Below are 17,931 nucleotides of genomic sequence, written 5' to 3'. Positions count from 1 at the left end.
GACAGGTTCTTACTCCTGGAGGAGAAACGAATGAAAGGCATCATTCTGGCGGGAGGTTCCGGTACCCGGTTGCATTCCATTACGCGCGGCGTATCAAAGCGCCAGGGCTTCAAAATTGCCTGTCTGGAGGAGATTGCCTGGCGCAACGGCTGGCTGGATGATGATGGTTTGAAACGCGCCGCCAGTCAGCTTGAAAAAACCGGCTATGGCCAATATTTACTGGAGTTGCTCCGTGCCCGTCCGCGCCAGTATTGAACCGTTACTCTGGGAAAATACGTTTTTTGGCGTGAATAGCGGCATTGTGCGTATCGATGCCTCAGCGCCCGAATTAACGCCAGAAGCGCTGCAGGCGTGGCAACGCGTGCAGGTAAAAGTGCCGGCTGAAAACATCGCCTGGCTGTCGGCGTTGCAATCGCTGGGATTCTCTTTGGTTGAAGGCGAGGTGGATTTTGCGTTGCCGGTAAAAGGGCATCGCGACCAGCATGGCGCGGAAATTGCACACCTTAAAGACATTCCTGCTTTGCGTCAGTTGGCCGGAGAGGCGTTTACGCAGAGTCGTTTTCGCGCGCCGTGGTATGCGCCCGACGCCAGCGCTCGTTTTTACGCCCAGTGGATTGAGAATGCGGTACGCGGCACGTTTGATCACCAATGCCTGGTGCTTCGCACGGAAACAGGCGCTATCCGCGGTTACGTCTCGCTGCGGGAATTGAATGATACCGACGCGCGCATCGGTCTGTTGGCCGGACGCGGCGCGGGAGCGGAACTTATGCAGGCGGCGATCTGTTGGGCGCAGAGTCGCGGCAAAGCAACATTGCGGGTGGCGACCCAGTTGGGCAACACCGCCGCGCTTAAACGTTACATACAAAGCGGTGCCAACATCGAAAGCACTGCGTACTGGTTATACAGGTGACAACATGATTCCTTTTAATGCGCCGCCGGTGGTGGGAACCGAACTCGAATACATGCAGTCTGCAATGAGCAGCGGCAAACTGTGCGGCGACGGCGGCTTTACGCGTCGTTGCCAGCAGTGGCTGGAGCAACATTTCGGCAGCGTGAAGGTGTTGCTGACGCCTTCCTGTACCGCATCGCTGGAGATGGCGGCTCTGTTGTTGGATATTCAGCCCGGCGATGAAGTGATCATGCCGAGCTTTACGTTTGTCTCCACCGCTAACGCTTTTGTCCTGCGTGGCGCGAAAATTGTATTTGTCGATATTCGTCCGGATACGATGAATATTGACGAAACGCTGATTGAGGCGGCGATTACTGATAAAACCCGTGCTATCGTGCCGGTACACTACGCTGGCGTCGCTTGTGAAATGGACGTCATCATGGCGCTGGCGGATAAGTATAATCTGTTCGTTGTCGAGGATGCCGCCCAGGGTGTGATGTCCACGTACAAAGGGCGCGCGTTAGGGACGATCGGTCACATCGGCTGTTTTAGCTTCCATGAAACCAAAAATTACACCGCTGGCGGCGAAGGCGGCGCGACGCTGATCAACGATCGTACGCTAATTGAACGCGCGGAGATCATCCGCGAAAAAGGCACCAACCGTAGCCAGTTCTTCCGTGGTCAGGTGGACAAATACACCTGGCGGGATATCGGCTCCAGTTATTTGATGTCCGATCTGCAGGCTGCCTATCTGTGGGCGCAACTGGAGGCCGCCGATCGTATCAATCAACAGCGTCTGTCGCTGTGGCAGACTTACTACGATGCGTTAACGCCGCTGGCGCGCGCCGGGCGTATCGAGCTGCCTTCTATTCCGGAAAACTGCGGGCATAATGCCCATATGTTTTACATCAAACTGCGGGATATCGCCGATCGCAGCGCGCTGATTAATTTCCTGAAAGAGGCGGAAATCATGGCGGTATTCCATTACATTCCGCTGCATGATTGTCCGGCGGGCGATAAATTCGGCGAGTTTATCGGGGACGATGTCTACACCACAAAAGAGAGCGAACGTTTGCTGCGTCTGCCGCTGTTTTATAACCTTGCGCCCGTCGATCAACGAACGGTGATTACTACCTTGCTAAATTATTTCTCCTGATATGTCGCTTGCTAAAGCCTCCCTGTGGACGGCGGTCAGTACGCTGGTAAAAATTGGCGCCGGACTGCTGGTGGTGAAACTACTGGCCGTCTCTTTTGGTCCGTCGGGCGTCGGACAAGCGGGTAACTTCCGCCAGATGATTACCGTGCTGGGCGTATTGGCTGGCGCCGGGATATTTAACGGCGTTACCAAACTTGTCGCACAACATCATGATAACCCGGCGCAGTTACGTACCGTGGTGGGAACCTCCTCCGCGATGGTATTGGGGTTCTCTACGCTGCTGGCGCTGGTCTTCTTGCTGGCGGCGGCGCCGATTAGCCAGGGATTGTTCGGTCATACGGACTATCAAGGGCTGGTGCGTCTGGTTGCGCTGGTACAAATGGGGATCGCCTGGGCGAACCTGCTGCTGGCGCTAATGAAGGGCTTTCGTGACGCGTCGGGTAATGCCTTATCGTTAATTGTCGGCAGCTTTTTGGGCGTCGCCGCCTGGTATCTCTGCTACCGTGTCGGCGGCTATGAAGGCGCTCTGCTTGGCCTGGCGCTGGTGCCGGCGCTGGTGGTAGTGCCAGCCGGTATAATACTGATTAAGCGCGGCACCGTCCCGCTACGCTATCTCAAGCCCTCCTGGGACAACGGTCTGGCAGGGCAGCTCAGTAAATTTACCCTGATGGCGCTGATTACCTCCGTTACGATGCCGGTTGCCTATGTGATGATGCGAAACCAACTGGCCGCGCACTATAGCTGGAGCGATGTCGGGATCTGGCAGGGCGTAAGCAGTATTTCTGACGCCTATCTGCAATTTATCACCGCCTCCTTCAGCGTTTACCTGTTACCCACGCTCTCACGCCTGACGGAAAAACAGGACATTACGCGTGAAGTGGTAAAAGCGCTGAAATTTGTTTTACCGGCGGTTGCGGCGGCGAGTTTTACCGTCTGGCTACTGCGCGATTTTGCTATCTGGCTGCTTTTTTCCGCCAAATTCACCGCGATGCGCGATCTGTTCGCCTGGCAGTTAGTGGGCGACGTGCTGAAAGTCGGCGCCTATGTTTTCGGTTATCTGGTGATTGCCAAAGCGTCGTTGCGATTTTACATTCTGGCCGAAATTAGCCAGTTCATTCTGTTAACGGCGTTCGCTCACTGGCTGATTCCCGCTCACGGCGCGCTGGGTGCGGCACAGGCTTATATGGCCACCTATATTGTCTATTTTTCACTTTGTTGCGGCGTATTTTTACTCTGGCGTAGGCGAGCATGACTGTACTGATTCACGTCCTGGGATCGGATATCCCTCACCATAACCACACCGTGCTGCGGTTTTTCAATGATACGCTGGCCGCCACAAGCGAGCACGCGCGCGAATTTATGGTTGCCGGTGAAGATAACGGCTTCACGGAAAGCTGCCCGGCGCTCTCGCTTCGTTTTTATGGCAGTAAGAAAGCGCTGGCGCAGGCGGTTATCGCCAAAGCGAAAGCAAATCGTCGACAGAGATTCTTCTTTCACGGTCAGTTCAACACCAGCCTGTGGCTGGCGCTGTTAAGCGGCGGTATTAAGCCAGCTCAGTTTTACTGGCATATCTGGGGCGCGGATCTCTACGAAGTGTCCCACGGGCTGAAATTCCGCCTTTTCTACCCGCTTCGTCGTATCGCGCAGGGGCGAGTAGGGTGCGTATTCGCGACGCGCGGCGATCTCAGCTATTTTGCGCGCCAGCATCCGGACGTACGCGGCGAGTTGCTCTATTTCCCGACGCGCATGGATCCTTCCCTGAATGCTATGGCAAAAGAGCGCCAACGTGCGGGAAAATTGACCATTTTAGTAGGGAACTCCGGCGATCGCAGTAACCAACATATTGCGGCGTTACGGGCGGTGTATCAGCAGTTTGGCGATACGGTAAACGTGGTGGTGCCGATGGGCTATCCGGCCAATAACCAGGCCTATATTGATGAGGTTCGTCAGGCCGGTCTGGCGCTATTTAGCGCCGAAAATTTACAAATTCTTAGCGAAAAAATGGAATTTGATGCCTATCTTGCGCTGTTGCGCCAGTGCGACCTCGGTTATTTTATTTTTGCCCGCCAACAGGGGATCGGGACGTTATGTCTGCTAATTCAGGCCGATATCCCGTGCGTACTGAATCGCGACAATCCTTTCTGGCAGGATATGGCGGAACAGCATCTGCCCGTCCTGTTTACCACGGACGATCTTAATGAGCAGGTCGTGCGCGAGGCGCAGCGTCAGCTCGCATCGGTAGATAAAAGCGGCATCACCTTCTTTAGCCCCAACTACCTGCAACCGTGGCATAATGCGTTGAGAATCGCCGCAGGAGAAGCCGAATGAGTTTAATGCAATTCAGCGGGCTGCTGGTGGTCTGGCTGCTCTCTACGCTGTTTATCGCCACGCTGACCTGGTTTGAATTCCGCCGCGTGCGTTTTAACTTCAACGTTTTCTTTTCGTTGCTGTTTTTGTTGACCTTCTTTTTTGGTTTTCCGCTAACCAGCGTGCTGGTATTTCGTTTCGACGTTGGCGTCGCGCCGCCGGAAATCTTATTGCAGGCTCTATTATCCGCCGCCTGTTTCTACGGCGTGTATTACGTGACCTATAAAACGCGTTTACGCAAACGCGTTGTGGATGTACCACGCAAGCCGCTATTTACCATGAACCGGGTGGAAACCCACCTTACCTGGGTGATCCTGATGGGCATCGCGCTGGTGAGCGTGGCGATTTTCTTTATGCATAACGGCTTTTTGCTGTTCCGGCTGCACTCCTACAGCCAGATCTTTTCCAGCGAAGTCTCCGGCGTGGCGTTAAAACGGTTCTTCTATTTCTTCATTCCGGCGATGCTGGTGGTCTATTTCCTGCGCCAGGACAGCAAAGCGTGGCTGTTCTTTCTGGTGAGCACCGTCGCGTTTGGTCTGTTGACCTACATGATTGTCGGCGGCACGCGCGCTAACATCATTATTGCGTTTGCTATCTTCCTGTTTATCGGCATTATTCGGGGCTGGATCAGCCTGTGGATGCTGGCAGCGGCGGGCGTGCTGGGGATTGTCGGTATGTTCTGGCTGGCGCTCAAACGCTACGGATTAAATGTGAGCGGCGATGAGGCGTTCTATACGTTTCTTTATCTGACGCGCGATACCTTTTCGCCGTGGGAGAATCTGGCGCTGCTGTTGCAAAATTACCACAATATCGATTTTCAGGGGCTGGCCCCTATCGTGCGTGATTTCTACGTCTTTATTCCCACCTGGTTATGGCCGGGACGACCCAGTATCGTGCTGAATTCTGCGAATTACTTCACCTGGGAAGTCCTGAACAACCATTCTGGCCTGGCGATATCGCCAACGCTTATCGGATCGCTGGTGGTCATGGGCGGGGCGCTGTTTATTCCGCTCGGCGCGATCGTCGTCGGGCTGATTATCAAATGGTTCGACTGGCTGTATGAACTGGGTAACCGGGAGCCCAATCGCTATAAGGCGGCGATTCTGCACAGTTTCTGCTTTGGCGCCATCTTTAATATGATTGTGCTGGCGCGAGAAGGGCTGGATTCGTTTGTTTCGCGCGTGGTTTTCTTCCTGGTGGTTTTTGGCGCCAGCCTGCTGGTCGCTAAGCTTCTGTTCTGGTTATTTGATAGCGCCGGACTGATTCATAAACGTACAACTTCGCTCCCTCAGGCACAGGTGGAAGGAAAACTATGACCAATAATGCCGCTGCGCCCCTTTACTCGCTGCGTGGATTACCTCTGATTGGCTGGCGCGACATGTCACATGCGCTGAATTATCTGTTTGCCGATGGTCAACTGAAGCAAGGCACGTTGGTGGCGATCAACGCCGAAAAGCTGCTGACGGCGGAAGATAATCCGGAAGTCCGCGCGTTGATAGCAGCGGCGGAATTTAAATATGCCGATGGCATCAGCGTGGTGCGTTCAATACGTAAAAAATTTCCGCAGGCGCAGGTTTCTCGTGTGGCTGGCGCTGACCTTTGGGAAGCGTTAATGGCGCGCGCGGGGAAAGAAGGCACACCGGTATTTCTTGTCGGCGGCAAGCCTGAGGTGCTGGCGCAGACAGAAGCAAAACTGCGGACGCAGTGGAACGTCAATATTGTGGGTAGCCAGGATGGTTACTTTACGCCGGAGCAGCGTCAGGCGCTATTTGCGCGTATCCATGTCAGCGGCGCGAAAATTGTCACCGTCGCGATGGGATCGCCAAAACAGGAATTACTCATGCGCGATTGTCGGGAAGTGCATCCCCATGCGTTATATATGGGGGTGGGCGGGACCTATGATGTGTTTACCGGTCACGTCAAACGCGCCCCAAAAATATGGCAGAACCTGGGGCTGGAGTGGTTGTATCGTCTGCTTTCGCAACCGAAGCGTATTACCCGCCAGATGCGTCTGCTGCGCTACCTTCGCTGGCACTATACTGGCGATCTCTAATTCTCCCTTCTGATGACTTGAGCAGCGGATTGTGCTTATGGCGCTGCTCATTTACAACATAATCGATGATTTCTTACACAATAAATGCATTTTTTTAATGCTCCATTTGCCATTTGTCCAAATTTAAGAAAATATTCGCAACAATCGATGTACCCATAACAATAACCGGTACTACCGGAACCGTTGCAAACACGACATGAGGATTTATGGCAGAGAAAAAACCGGAGCTACAGCGTGGGCTGGAAGCTCGTCATATTGAATTGATTGCCCTCGGGGGCACCATCGGCGTCGGACTCTTTATGGGCGCCGCCAGTACGCTGAAATGGGCGGGCCCGTCAGTGCTGCTGGCGTATATCATCGCCGGATTGTTCGTCTTTTTCATCATGCGCTCGATGGGGGAGATGCTCTTTCTGGAACCTGTTACCGGCTCCTTTGCCGTGTACGCCCACCGGTATATGAGTCCTTTTTTTGGCTATCTTACCGCCTGGTCATACTGGTTTATGTGGATGGCGGTCGGGATCTCGGAAATTACCGCCATTGGGGTCTACGTCCAGTTCTGGTTTCCGGAGATGGCGCAGTGGATACCGGCGCTGATTGCCGTCGGACTGGTCGCGTTGGCGAATCTGGCTGCGGTGCGCCTGTATGGTGAAATCGAGTTCTGGTTTGCGATGATCAAAGTCACCACGATTATTGTGATGATCATCATCGGTTTGGGGGTGATTTTCTTCGGCTTTGGTAACGGAGGCCAGGCGATTGGCTTTGGTAATCTGACCGAGCATGGCGGCTTTTTTGCCGGCGGCTGGAAAGGCTTTCTGACCGCATTATGTATCGTAGTGGCCTCTTATCAAGGGGTTGAGTTGATCGGTATTACCGCCGGTGAAGCGAAGAATCCGCAGGTGACGTTGCGTAGCGCGGTGGGTAAAGTGCTGTGGCGTATCCTGATTTTTTATGTTGGCGCGATTTTCGTGATCGTCACCATTTTCCCGTGGAATGAGATTGGCAGCAACGGCAGTCCCTTTGTGCTCACCTTCGCGAAAATCGGCATCACCGCCGCGGCAGGCATTATCAACTTTGTCGTGCTGACGGCGGCGCTCTCCGGCTGTAACAGCGGAATGTATAGCTGTGGGCGTATGCTTTACGCGCTGGCGAAAAACCGTCAACTGCCGGCGGCAGTCGCGAAAGTCTCTCGCCACGGCGTGCCGGTCGCGGGCGTGGCGCTCTCTATTTTGATTTTGCTGGTAGGTTCTTGCCTGAACTACATCATCCCCAATCCGCAGCGCGTCTTTGTTTACGTTTATAGCGCCAGCGTACTGCCGGGGATGGTGCCGTGGTTTGTCATTCTGATTAGCCAACTGCGCTTTCGTCGGGCGCATAAAGAAGCGATTGCGGATCATCCTTTTCGTTCCATTATGTTTCCGTGGGCGAACTATTTGACGATGGCGTTTCTGGTTTGCGTTTTAATCGGCATGTACTTTAATGAAGATACGCGCATGTCGCTGTTTGTCGGCGTCATCTTCCTGCTGGCCGTCACGCTGGTCTACAAAGTTTTCGGTCTGAATCGTCACGGAACCGCCCACAAGGTGGGGGAATAAGCGCCAAAATGCGCAAAGCATAACCAAACGCGCATTTTATTTAAAAAGGCACTGGACAGCGGGGTGTGAAGTCCGTATTATCCACCCCCGCAACGGCGCTAAGCGCCCGTAGCTCAGCTGGATAGAGCGCTGCCCTCCGGAGGCAGAGGTCTCAGGTTCGAATCCTGTCGGGCGTACCATTTATTTAGGTGCTTGAGCTGCGGTGGTTTAATACCGCGTAAAAAGTTTCAGTGGTGGCTATAGCTCAGTTGGTAGAGCCCTGGATTGTGATTCCAGTTGTCGTGGGTTCGAATCCCATTAGCCACCCCATTAATATAGAGTTGTGAAACGCGAAGGTGGCGGAATTGGTAGACGCGCTAGCTTCAGGTGTTAGTGTCCTTACGGACGTGGGGGTTCAAGTCCCCCCCCTCGCACCACGACTCAATGAATTGAACTAAAAATTCAAAAAAGCAGTATATCGGCGAGTAGCGCAGCTTGGTAGCGCAACTGGTTTGGGACCAGTGGGTCGGAGGTTCGAATCCTCTCTCGCCGACCAATTTTGAACCCCGCTTCGGCGGGGTTTTTTGTTTTCTGTTCCTTTTCAACCCCTTATCCCGCACGTGTTGCCATTATGATTTGTTGGCGATATCCCAGGCTTCATTTGTCGCTATTCGGTGACGAGTAATCTATTGATTTATAATCACTTTGTAAAAAGCATCCTGTTCTGTCTCCACCGGGCGACACGCTAAAACCTCGCCAGCGGCGGGGGGATGACAATCGCGTGAATTCTCTACGTTTTTTTAATGCCTGCGCCTGTTTTTTAGCGGTGCAAAGATGGCACGTTATGTGCAATAATGTACGGGTAGATGCTCATTCCATCTCTTATGTTCGCCTTCTGGCCTCATAAACTCAGGAATGATGCAGAGCCGTTTACGGTGCTTATCGTCCACTGACAGATGTCGCTTACGCCTCATCAAACACCCTGGACACAACGTTGAGTGAAGCACCCCTTTATGTTGTCATACAGACCTGTTTTGACGCCTGCCCCTTAACCGGGCAGGCGTTTTTTTATGCATCCCGAATGATTTTGTGTAGGCGGTAAGCCCGGTAAGCGAAGCGCCACCGGGCAAGAGGGAATTACTGCGGGGGAGTGTTCTGTAATGTCAGCATCAAGCCGTCGCGCCGCATGGCGGCAGCCTCTTCCGGTTGATGCAGTCGATCAAGCGCATCGGCAAGCCAGGCATAATCATACGCGTCCGGGCGTTGTTTCAGCGCGGCGCGGAAAGCCAGAGTCGCCTCCTGCCATTCACCGTGTTTCATTAGCGACTGGCCGAGCGTGCTCCATAACAGCGGGCGATCGCCTACCGTCTTGATTTGCTGGCGCAGCACTTTCTCCAGTTGTTCCGGATTATTGGTTCTGAAGCGAGGAATGGGCAGCACCAGCCGATCGTCATACTGGCGTTTCAGACCGTCGATGATAATCTGCTGCGCCATATCATGATCGTCACACTCGATTAGATGCTCGGCCATCGCGACCTGCAGCGCCACCTGATGGCGGGTTTTACGGCTTTGGTTTTTCCACCAGGTGCGTAATCCTTCGCTGCCCTGCTCGGCACGCGCCTGATCCATGAGTCCTATCCACGCCTGTTGTTCGAGCATGGCGCGATGCGCTTCATCGCCAACGTGCGCTTTCGCCATGGATGGGATGATATCCAGTAAAGAACTCCATGCGCTGGTGCGAATATAGGCCTGCTCCGCCAGACGCAGAACTTCCGGGTGACGCGGCGTGACCTCCAGCAGTTTGTCCACGCCGTGACGCGCTGCGTGATTTTCATTGCGCGCCAGCTGTAAGCGCACGCGCGTGATCTCGACCGGGATGGTGTCGTTCCCCGCCAGCTCTGCCGCACGTTCAAGGTGCTGATTAGCGCGTGCTTCATCGCCGCGCTGCTGCGCCGCTTCTGCCGCCAGCAGATAATTTACCACCGGTTGTTCAGCATGGTCGGCATTTTTTGACATCAGCTTTTCAACCTGCTGATAGTCGCCCTCCGCCAGCTTCAGCAGCGCCTGTTCGGTCTGCTTGCGAGCGCGACGGCGTTTACGACCGGCAAACCAACCGCGGGTGTGCGCGCCGGTACGAAACAGACGGCGTAGTAACCACTCAATGGCGAATAGTACCACCATAGCGACGATGAGAATGATCGCCAGGCCGGTGACGCTGGTTTCAATGTTGTAGGTATCGGTCTGGATTAACACATAGCCCTGGTGACCGGCTATCATCGGGCCGACCACGATACCCGCGAGCAACAACACAAAGAGCAATAATACTTTTAGCATCATTATTCTCCTTGCGGCGCGGCTGCCGGAGCGTCTGTCTGTGTGGCAGGCGCTGCCGTAGAGACTGTCGGTTGCGCCAGCAGATTACGCACGCGGGTTTGCATCAGTTTTTCAAGAATCGCCTGGCTTCCCAGAGTTTCCGGCAGATCCATCGTGATATTTTGCTGGCTTAATTTATCGACCTCCTCCAGGAAGGCTTTTGTCGCGGCGTCGTCAGTATCGTAATAAGCGCGAACCCAGGTCGAAACGTTATCCAGCGCCTGACGGTATGTTTCTTCCTGATGGCGTGGCACGGCCTGCGCGGCGACTAACAGGCGGGAGCGAATATTTTCGCGTAAATAGACGTCCTGGTTGGGCGCCAACAGCGGTACGGCGGTATCATCGCGGCGGCGAATGGTAATAAAGCTGTCCATAAAGTTCTGCCAGCTTTTTTGCAGGTTAACGCGCCATTCGCTTAGCGAGCTGGACAGCTCGCTGCTGTCTGAATCCATCGGCGAACCATCGGTATCGTTATCCGCCAGACGCAAGTTATCGATTTGGTTAGAGAGCTGATTGAGCTTGAGAATAATGCCGTCGTAGTCGATCTGCGCAACGGATGACAGGCTGGCGATATCGTCAGTAATCGCGCGTCGTGCGGTAATCAGGCTGGGGTCATTCATGTCCGCCAGACTGGCGTCAGCGCTTTTGAGCAGCGCAGCGGCGGTAGTGACGTCCTGATCGCTCCACAGCTTACGTCCGGCGAGTTTCACCAGGAAATCAGCCTGCGCCAGCAGCCAGGTTTTAGCATCGCTGCCGGAAATAGTGGCGACTTTTTGTTGTACTTCATCAAGCTGTTTCGCCAGCGCCGCCTGTTGGCGATTCGCGTCATCTAACTGCGCCGCTTGTTTTTTGATAATCCCTTCCAGCTCCGCTTTTTGGCTCTCCTGCGCCTTTTGCAAGGCGGTTAGTTGCGTCGCCAGCGCATCGCTGGTTTCCGTTTGCGCGGTTGCTTGCTGTTTCCCCCAGCCATAAAGCCCAATACCTGCCGCCAGGGCAATCGCAATCGCCACCGCGCTTAATACCAGCGCGGCGCCGTTCTTACTTTTTTTCTCGGTATTAACTGGCTGTGGCGTGGTTTCCACGCTCTCCCTGGTCTCATCAACCACGGCGGAGGATTTTTCTTGTTCCGTCATTATGGCATCCCATTATGAGAGTTATTGTAATGCGCGCAACAGCGCATCGTTGTCGGCGTTATCAGCGACCTTAATATCTTGCCAGCCCAGCTCCCGGGCAAGGTGCGCCAGACGTTCACTGACGACCAATAGCCGACAGCGTAGTAACCAGTGCTCACGATACCACTCGGGAGTCAGCGACCAGAGCCGTTGCAACATCTCGCCGCTGGTAACAACAAGCGTTGTTACGCCGCGAGTATGCCAGCGCATCGCTTCTTCCGCGCCATCGTAATGTTTCGCACATCGTTGATAACATTCACAAAAACTGACTTCGGCTCCGCGAGCTGTCAGGGTTTCGCCCAGCAGTTCGCGGCCGCCATTGCCACGCAAAATCAGCGCGCGTTTGCCCGCAATATTTTGTAATTCAGGTAATTGTAGCAAGGCTTCGCTGATTTCCCGATCCAATGGATAACGAATATCGAACCCGCTAACGGTATGAAGGGCGAGCGCCGTGGTGCGGCCAATCGCGAAATAGCGCGGCGACGCAGGCCAGTTTCGACCATCCCGCTGGAGCTGGGCGTGAGCAAAGGCGACAGCGTGCTGTGAAAGGGCAAAAACCAGATCGTTTTCCGTCAGCGTCGCCAGGCGGTCGGCCAGGGTGGGTAGCTCCCGACCGGCGACAAATTCAATCAGTGGAAAACTCCAGGCCACCTGCCCCAGTGCGCGCAGACGGCTCACTAACGCTTCCCCTGCGGGAGAGGGGCGGGTGATCAGAATACTCATGCGGGCGTCTCGCCGTTATAAACTTCCGTCAGAATCGCGCGTGCGCCGTTTTCCAGCAGTTCCTCTGCAAGCGAGATGCCCATTTGCTCCGCCTGCTCGGGAGAACCACGACGTTCGCCGCGCACCATCACCGAACCGTCCGGTGCGCCAACCAGCGCGCGTAACCAAATTTCACCGTTGATGATTTCTGCATAGCTGCCAATTGGCACCTGACACCCGCCTCCCAGGCGGGTGTTCATAGCGCGTTCCGCCGTTACGCGCAGCGCGGTTTGCGAGTGATTCAACGGTGCGAGCAGCGCCTGCGTTCGCGCGTCGTCAAGACGACACTCAATCCCGACGGCGCCCTGGCCTACGGCAGGAAGTGAAACGTCGGGCGGCAAGGCTGTGCGAATGCGCGACTCCAGACCTAAGCGTTTCAGACCGGCCACGGCCAGGATAATGGCGTCATAGTCGCCGTTGTCCAGCTTGCCGAGACGTGTGCCAACGTTGCCACGCAACGAACGGATAATGAGGTCCGGACGGCGTTCCGCCAGTTGACACTGACGACGCAAACTGGACGTCCCGACGATACTACCCGCGGGCAGATCGTCCAGACTGTGATATTTATTCGAGACAAACGCGTCGCGCGGATCTTCGCGCTCGCAAATGGTCACCAGACCGAGACCGTCCGGGAAGGCCACCGGAACGTCTTTCATAGAGTGCACGGCGATATCAGCGCGTTTTTCCAGCAGCGCGATTTCAAGCTCTTTAACAAACAGTCCCTTACCGCCCACTTTCGCCAGGGGAGTATCGAGAATCACGTCGCCGCGTGTGACCATCGGCACCAGTTCTACCGTCAGTCCCGGATGGGTTGCCATCAATGCGTCTTTGACATAATGTGCCTGCCAAAGCGCAAGGGGACTTTGGCGTGTGGCAATTCTTAAAACATTGTCTAACATGCTTGTTACCGTCATTATCAATCATTGACCATCCTAACATCCTTATAGAGAGTATGTTAGTTTTCCGGTCACCGTGAGTGAGAGGATAAGGCGCAGTGTCGTCAATGACAGTGAATAATGACGAGAAACCGCCAGCCCGTATTTAAGAATTTACACGCAGCGAACGGTGCTACACTTGTATGTAGCGCATCTTTCTTTACGGTCAATGAGCAAGGTGTTAAATTGATCACGTTTTAGACCATTTTTTCGTCGGTATTAGATAAAAATATGCAGACGAGAAAGGGTAACGGTTATTTTTGACATACGGTTTATCCCGAATGGCGACGGTCAAGTACTGACCTGCACCATGACGGGTAGCAACATCAGGCGATACGTCTTGTACCTCTATATTGAGACTCTGAAACAGAGACTGGATGCCATAAATCAACTGCGTGTGGATCGCGCGCTTGCTGCCATGGGACCCGCTTTTCAGCAGGTTTACAGTCTTCTGCCGACATTATTGCACTATCACCATCCACTGATGCCGGGTTACCTTGATGGTAACGTTCCCAGCGGTATTTGCTTCTACACGCCTGATGAAACCCAACGCCACTATCTGAACGAACTTGAGCTGTACCGCGGTATGACGCCGCAGGACCCGCCGAAGGGCGAGCTGCCGATTACCGGTGTTTACACCATGGGCAGCACCTCCTCGGTCGGGCAGAGCTGCTCGTCCGACCTGGATATCTGGGTGTGCCATCAGTCCTGGCTCGACGGTGAAGAGCGTCAGTTGCTGCAACGTAAGTGTAGCCTGCTGGAAAGCTGGGCCGCCTCGCTTGGCGTTGAGGTGAGCTTCTTCCTGATCGACGAGAACCGTTTCCGCCATAACGAAAGCGGCAGTCTGGGCGGGGAAGACTGTGGTTCTACGCAGCATATCCTGTTGCTTGATGAGTTTTATCGTACCGCTGTGCGCCTGGCCGGGAAGCGTATCCTGTGGAGTATGGTGCCGTGCGACGAAGAAGAGCATTACGACGACTATGTCATGACGCTCTACGCGCAGGGCGTATTAACGCCAAACGAATGGCTGGATCTGGGGGGCTTAAGCTCGCTCTCCGCCGAAGAGTACTTTGGCGCCAGCCTGTGGCAGCTATACAAGAGCATTGACTCGCCGTACAAAGCGGTGCTGAAAACGCTGCTGCTGGAAGCCTACTCATGGGAATATCCCAACCCACGTCTGCTGGCGAAAGATATTAAACAACGTCTGCATGACGGTGAAATCGTATCGTTTGGACTCGATCCCTACTGCATGATGCTGGAACGGGTCACTGAATACCTGACGGCGATTGAAGATCCGACGCGGCTGGATTTAGTCCGCCGCTGCTTTTACCTGAAAGTGTGCGAGAAATTAAGTCGCGAGCGTGCCTGCGTAGGCTGGCGTCGGGAAGTATTAAGCCAGTTAGTCAGCGAGTGGGGATGGGACGACGCGCGTCTGACCATGCTCGATAATCGCGCAAACTGGAAAATCGATCAGGTGCGCGAAGCCCACAACGAATTGCTCGACGCCATGATGCAGAGCTATCGTAATCTGATTCGCTTTGCGCGGCGCAACAACCTCAGCGTGAGTGCCAGCCCGCAGGATATCGGCGTACTGACGCGTAAGCTGTACGCGGCTTTTGAAACGTTGCCGGGTAAAGTCACGCTGGTGAACCCGCAGATATCGCCGGATCTGTCCGAGCCGAATTTAACCTTTATCCATGTGCCGCCGGGACGCGCCAACCGTTCAGGCTGGTATCTCTACAACCGCGCGCCGAACATGGACTCCATCATCAGCCATCAGCCGCTGGAATATAACCGTTATCTTAATAAGCTGGTCGCGTGGGCGTGGTTCAACGGCCTGCTGACGTCGCGAACGCATCTGTTTATTAAGGGCAACGGTATTGTCGACCTGCCTAAGTTGCAGGAGATGGTCGCCGATGTTTCGCACCATTTCCCGCTGCGCTTGCCTGCTCCGACGCCGAAAGCGCTCTACAGCCCCTGTGAAATTCGCCATCTGGCGATTATCGTTAACCTCGAATATGACCCGACGGCGGCGTTTCGCAATAAAGTGGTCCATTTTGACTTCCGTAAGCTGGACGTTTTCAGCTTTGGCGAAGAGCAAAACTGTCTGATAGGCAGTATCGACTTGTTATATCGCAACTCGTGGAACGAAGTGCGTACTCTGCACTTTAACGGCGAGCAGGCGATGATCGAAGCGCTGAAAACGATTCTGGGGAAAATGCACCAGGATGCCGCGCCGCCGGATAGCGTCGAAGTGTTCTGCTATAGTCAGCATCTTCGCGGTCTGATTCGCACCCGCGTGCAGCAACTGGTCTCCGAATGTATCGAGCTACGTCTTTCCAGCACCCGTCAGGAGACCGGTCGCTTCAAGGCGCTGCGGGTTTCCGGGCAGACGTGGGGACTATTCTTCGAACGCTTGAATGTCTCGGTGCAGAAGCTGGAGAACGCTATCGAATTCTACGGCGCGATTTCGCATAACAAGCTGCACGGGCTGTCGGTACAGGTGGAAACCAACCAGGTGAAATTGCCGTCAGTGGTGGATGGCTTCGCCAGCGAAGGGATCATCCAGTTCTTCTTTGAAGAAACGGGCGATGAGAAAGGCTTTAATATTTATATTCTGGATGAAAGTAACCGGGCGGAAGTGTATCACCACTGCGAGGGTAGCAAGGAAGAACTGGTGCGCGACGTCAGTCGCTTCTATTCGTCATCGCACGATCGCTTCACGTATGGCTCCAGCTTTATCAACTTCAACCTGCCGCAGTTCTACCAGATAGTGAAAACCGATGGCCGTGCGCAGGTGATCCCATTCCGTACGCAGCCTATCAACACCGTGCCGCCAGCAAACCAGGATCATGACGCGCCGCTATTGCAGCAGTATTTCTCCTGAGGATTTTCGCCCGGTGGCGGCTACGCCTTACCGGGCCTACAGTAAGCCGGATAAGCAAAGCGCATCCGGCAAATAAATCAACGAAAACTCACCTTTTCACCCGCTTGTTGCGTTGCCGCCTGCTCCAGCAGATCCCAGAAGGTTTCGCCGCTGCGATCGCAAACCCACTCGTCGCCTTTCAGATCGAAATGATAGCCGCCCTGTTTGGTCGCCAGCCACACCTGGTGCAACGGCTCCTGACGGTTAATAATGATCTTACTGCCGTTCTCAAAGCTGAGGGTCAGCACGCCGCCGTTGATTTCGCAGTCGATATCGCTGTCGCCGTCCCAGCTATCGAGGCGTTCTTCAATGGTGAGCCACAGGGCGTCAGCCAGGCGATGAAATTCACTGTCGTTCATTGTTTTATCCCGCTATTGAGTGATAGCGCCAGTATAAGGGGAAGCGTCAGCTTCTGGAACCGATACGAATTACCGTTGTGAGCGGTAAAGGATAAAACTCAGCGGTAGGTAAATGACGATAAATAGCGCACCGGTGATAAGTATGACGGACGCGTTAACCGGGAAATGGTTCAGAGCCGACAGCATTGCCACCATCAGTGCGACGCAGCCGCCGCAGAGGAGAAAATGCAACAGGATTAAGGGGGCGCGCGGCTTTGCTTTGATATCCAAAAGAGCGCTAAGCAGACCGAGTACCGCGCTTATCGTCAGGACTCCGGCAGCTTCAACACCGTTTATCGTGCCGTGCATAATGCTTTCAATAATGACGTAAATGCATGAACCGATCCCCACGCCCCGAAGGGCGTTTTTCAAATGTTTAATCAAGTGCGCAAAACGGTTTAGCGGCGTCATTTTTGGCATTCCGGTGCCTGCGTTATGATGATGATGTCTTTATTGTTGGTGTACATGACGTTCCTATTCAGAGTATGCGTCTTATCCGGGCAGGGGGATGCTGTTCGGTAAAGCTGGCTGCCAATCCACGTATAAACTAGCGGTTGTCATACGCAAAACGCTCGGTGACTTTTAGCGGCCCATTGATGCTAAAGACCTGAATACCCTGACCTTGCTGGCTATCACGCATAAAATAGCCATGCTCTTTTCCGGCGTTAATTTCCCGGTTCAGGAAGGGGGTTGCGCTATCCAGTTCCAGCCCTGAGTTGCCGGGTTAATCAATGAATTGGGTAATCGACGCAGGCGTTTGAAATTCACCTCCGGCAACGAAAGATTGTTCTCCTCTTCTGGCTGGAGATAAACCACGCCGCTGCCTTGCCGTTGATAAATATTGTGCGGAGATTCACTCAGCCGGCATCCCCAGGCGGGAGGTAGCAGAAGTGAAAGCGAAAAAAGGCAAAACAAATTACGATATTGCATAAGGTCATCCGGACGTGGTACGTAAACCTAAAGTGATGAGCAAAGCATGTTTCCTGATGTAAATGCGCAATAATCATGGCAACGCGCCGCTTTTCAGATTTTATAAAGAGCCCCTAAACGCTTGCTTTTACGCCTTCTCCTGCGATGATAGAAAATAGAAAGCATGAACTTACAGGCAATCCATAATGAAAAACGTGTTTAAGACACTCGCTGTACTTCTGACTCTGTTCAGCCTGACGGGCTGCGGTTTGAAAGGGCCGCTTTATTTCCCGCCAGCCGATAAAAATGCGCCGCCGCCGACGAAAAAAGTCGATTCGCAAACGCAGTCCACGATGCCCGATAAGAACGATCGCGCAACGGGAGATGGCCCGTCCCAGGTCAATTACTGAGGATAGTTTT

General features: G+C 54.1%; 16 protein-coding genes, 4 tRNA genes and 2 pseudogenes. 14 read left to right on the top strand and 8 right to left on the bottom strand.

Annotation, left to right across the window (positions count from 1 at the left end; all coding sequences use genetic code 11):
- Positions 1-90: 90 nt before the first annotated feature.
- From ACFK9X_RS22750 to ACFK9X_RS22695, 12 genes and pseudogenes are all read left to right on the top strand, one after another.
- Positions 91-255 (top strand): annotated as a pseudogene (locus tag ACFK9X_RS22750) (glucose-1-phosphate thymidylyltransferase); the annotation flags it as partial.
- On the top strand, positions 233-910 hold the full coding sequence (rffC, locus tag ACFK9X_RS22745; RefSeq protein ID WP_001145154.1) for a dTDP-4-amino-4,6-dideoxy-D-galactose acyltransferase: 678 nt from the start codon (positions 233-235) through the stop codon (positions 908-910). The pseudogene ACFK9X_RS22750 and the gene rffC, both read left to right, overlap by 23 nt.
- Before the next feature lie 4 nt (positions 911-914).
- The gene (gene rffA, locus ACFK9X_RS22740; RefSeq protein ID WP_001749238.1) at positions 915-2,045 is read left to right on the top strand and encodes a dTDP-4-amino-4,6-dideoxygalactose transaminase; all 1,131 of its coding nucleotides are present in this window, start codon (positions 915-917) and stop codon (positions 2,043-2,045) included.
- A gap of 1 nt (position 2,046) precedes the next feature.
- Positions 2,047-3,297, top strand: a complete 1,251-nt coding sequence (gene wzxE, locus ACFK9X_RS22735) for a lipid III flippase WzxE (RefSeq protein ID WP_023201045.1) — start codon at positions 2,047-2,049, stop codon at positions 3,295-3,297.
- Complete coding sequence (locus tag ACFK9X_RS22730; RefSeq protein WP_023208486.1) at positions 3,294-4,373, top strand: TDP-N-acetylfucosamine:lipid II N-acetylfucosaminyltransferase; 1,080 nt, start codon at positions 3,294-3,296, stop codon at positions 4,371-4,373. Before wzxE ends, ACFK9X_RS22730 begins: the two co-directional genes overlap by 4 nt.
- Entirely contained in the window at positions 4,370-5,728 is a 1,359-nt protein-coding gene (gene wzyE / locus ACFK9X_RS22725; protein ID WP_000055605.1) for an ECA oligosaccharide polymerase, read from the top strand. Before ACFK9X_RS22730 ends, wzyE begins: the two co-directional genes overlap by 4 nt.
- Positions 5,725-6,465 carry a lipopolysaccharide N-acetylmannosaminouronosyltransferase gene (wecG, locus tag ACFK9X_RS22720; protein WP_000183623.1) on the top strand — a complete coding sequence of 247 codons (741 nt, stop codon included), beginning with the start codon at positions 5,725-5,727 and terminating at the stop codon, positions 6,463-6,465. The genes wzyE and wecG overlap by 4 nt, the downstream gene beginning before the upstream one ends.
- 206 nt (positions 6,466-6,671) lie before the next feature.
- Positions 6,672-8,057, top strand: a complete 1,386-nt coding sequence (locus ACFK9X_RS22715) for an amino acid permease (protein ID WP_000818378.1) — start codon at positions 6,672-6,674, stop codon at positions 8,055-8,057.
- Positions 8,058-8,159: 102 nt separating this feature from the next.
- Positions 8,160-8,236 (top strand) — tRNA-Arg (locus tag ACFK9X_RS22710).
- A gap of 54 nt (positions 8,237-8,290) precedes the next feature.
- A tRNA-His gene (locus ACFK9X_RS22705) sits at positions 8,291-8,366 on the top strand.
- Positions 8,367-8,386: 20 nt separating this feature from the next.
- Positions 8,387-8,473 (top strand) — tRNA-Leu (locus ACFK9X_RS22700).
- A 42-nt stretch (positions 8,474-8,515) separates the two neighbouring features.
- Positions 8,516-8,592 (top strand) — tRNA-Pro (locus ACFK9X_RS22695).
- Positions 8,593-9,173: 581 nt separating this feature from the next.
- Here ACFK9X_RS22695 and hemY read toward each other — a convergent pair.
- From hemY to hemC, 4 genes are read right to left on the bottom strand one after another with little or no spacing between them, the layout of a single operon-like run.
- A complete protein-coding gene (hemY, locus tag ACFK9X_RS22690; protein WP_161126827.1) occupies positions 9,174-10,370 on the bottom strand; it encodes a protoheme IX biogenesis protein HemY in 1,197 nt (398 codons plus the stop codon).
- A gap of 2 nt (positions 10,371-10,372) precedes the next feature.
- Entirely contained in the window at positions 10,373-11,542 is a 1,170-nt protein-coding gene (hemX, locus tag ACFK9X_RS22685) for a uroporphyrinogen-III C-methyltransferase (protein ID WP_000138962.1), read from the bottom strand.
- A gap of 21 nt (positions 11,543-11,563) precedes the next feature.
- Positions 11,564-12,304 carry a uroporphyrinogen-III synthase gene (hemD, locus tag ACFK9X_RS22680; RefSeq protein WP_000025494.1) on the bottom strand — a complete coding sequence of 247 codons (741 nt, stop codon included), beginning with the start codon at positions 12,302-12,304 and terminating at the stop codon, positions 11,564-11,566.
- Positions 12,301-13,242: a hydroxymethylbilane synthase gene (gene hemC, locus ACFK9X_RS22675; RefSeq protein WP_151117815.1), complete on the bottom strand. Its 942-nt coding sequence runs from the start codon at positions 13,240-13,242 to the stop codon at positions 12,301-12,303. The genes hemD and hemC overlap by 4 nt, the downstream gene beginning before the upstream one ends.
- A 376-nt stretch (positions 13,243-13,618) precedes the next feature.
- On the opposite strand from hemC, the gene cyaA reads away from it, so the two are divergent.
- Entirely contained in the window at positions 13,619-16,165 is a 2,547-nt protein-coding gene (gene cyaA, locus ACFK9X_RS22670; RefSeq protein WP_151117812.1) for a class I adenylate cyclase, read from the top strand.
- Between the two features lie 77 nt (positions 16,166-16,242).
- Here cyaA and cyaY read toward each other — a convergent pair whose 3' ends face one another.
- From cyaY to ACFK9X_RS22650, 4 genes and pseudogenes are all read right to left on the bottom strand, one after another.
- Positions 16,243-16,563, bottom strand: a complete 321-nt coding sequence (gene cyaY / locus ACFK9X_RS22665) for an iron donor protein CyaY (protein WP_000999930.1) — start codon at positions 16,561-16,563, stop codon at positions 16,243-16,245.
- A gap of 69 nt (positions 16,564-16,632) precedes the next feature.
- Positions 16,633-17,022: a DUF3021 family protein gene (locus ACFK9X_RS22660; RefSeq protein WP_001125556.1), complete on the bottom strand. Its 390-nt coding sequence runs from the start codon at positions 17,020-17,022 to the stop codon at positions 16,633-16,635.
- Positions 17,010-17,311: pseudogene (locus ACFK9X_RS22655) on the bottom strand (hypothetical protein); the annotation flags it as partial. The pseudogene ACFK9X_RS22655 and the gene ACFK9X_RS22660, both read right to left, overlap by 13 nt.
- Positions 17,281-17,532 (bottom strand): hypothetical protein, encoded by a 252-nt coding sequence (locus tag ACFK9X_RS22650; RefSeq protein ID WP_151117809.1) that lies wholly within the window; start codon positions 17,530-17,532, stop codon positions 17,281-17,283. The pseudogene ACFK9X_RS22655 and the gene ACFK9X_RS22650, both read right to left, overlap by 31 nt.
- A gap of 185 nt (positions 17,533-17,717) precedes the next feature.
- On the opposite strand from ACFK9X_RS22650, the gene ACFK9X_RS22645 reads away from it, so the two are divergent.
- Positions 17,718-17,921 (top strand): lipoprotein, encoded by a 204-nt coding sequence (locus ACFK9X_RS22645; protein WP_000799903.1) that lies wholly within the window; start codon positions 17,718-17,720, stop codon positions 17,919-17,921.
- Positions 17,922-17,931: the final 10 nt, after the last annotated feature.

This window comes from Salmonella sp. WC3 (genome assembly GCF_042932255.1).
Classification (GTDB): Bacteria; Pseudomonadota; Gammaproteobacteria; order Enterobacterales; family Enterobacteriaceae; genus Salmonella; species Salmonella enterica.
The sequence above is the reverse complement of the archived record's forward strand: the minus strand, read 5'-3'. Positions and strand labels throughout refer to the sequence as shown.

What these genes read in the sequence shown, in the direction of transcription:
- rffA (WP_001749238.1), top strand. Translation starts at nt 915, where the DNA reads ATGATTCCTTTTAATGCGCCGCCGGTGGTGGGAACCGAACTCGAATAC.
- wzxE (WP_023201045.1), top strand. Translation starts at nt 2,047, where the DNA reads ATGTCGCTTGCTAAAGCCTCCCTGTGGACGGCGGTCAGTACGCTGGTA.
- ACFK9X_RS22730 (WP_023208486.1), top strand. Translation starts at nt 3,294, where the DNA reads ATGACTGTACTGATTCACGTCCTGGGATCGGATATCCCTCACCATAAC.
- wzyE (WP_000055605.1), top strand. Translation starts at nt 4,370, where the DNA reads ATGAGTTTAATGCAATTCAGCGGGCTGCTGGTGGTCTGGCTGCTCTCT.
- wecG (WP_000183623.1), top strand. Translation starts at nt 5,725, where the DNA reads ATGACCAATAATGCCGCTGCGCCCCTTTACTCGCTGCGTGGATTACCT.
- ACFK9X_RS22715 (WP_000818378.1), top strand. Translation starts at nt 6,672, where the DNA reads ATGGCAGAGAAAAAACCGGAGCTACAGCGTGGGCTGGAAGCTCGTCAT.
- hemY (WP_161126827.1), bottom strand. Translation starts at nt 10,370, where the DNA reads ATGCTAAAAGTATTATTGCTCTTTGTGTTGTTGCTCGCGGGTATCGTG.
- hemX (WP_000138962.1), bottom strand. Translation starts at nt 11,542, where the DNA reads ATGACGGAACAAGAAAAATCCTCCGCCGTGGTTGATGAGACCAGGGAG.
- hemD (WP_000025494.1), bottom strand. Translation starts at nt 12,304, where the DNA reads ATGAGTATTCTGATCACCCGCCCCTCTCCCGCAGGGGAAGCGTTAGTG.
- hemC (WP_151117815.1), bottom strand. Translation starts at nt 13,242, where the DNA reads ATGTTAGACAATGTTTTAAGAATTGCCACACGCCAAAGTCCCCTTGCG.
- cyaY (WP_000999930.1), bottom strand. Translation starts at nt 16,563, where the DNA reads ATGAACGACAGTGAATTTCATCGCCTGGCTGACGCCCTGTGGCTCACC.
- ACFK9X_RS22660 (WP_001125556.1), bottom strand. Translation starts at nt 17,022, where the DNA reads ATGCCAAAAATGACGCCGCTAAACCGTTTTGCGCACTTGATTAAACAT.
- ACFK9X_RS22650 (WP_151117809.1), bottom strand. Translation starts at nt 17,532, where the DNA reads ATGCAATATCGTAATTTGTTTTGCCTTTTTTCGCTTTCACTTCTGCTA.
- ACFK9X_RS22645 (WP_000799903.1), top strand. Translation starts at nt 17,718, where the DNA reads ATGAAAAACGTGTTTAAGACACTCGCTGTACTTCTGACTCTGTTCAGC.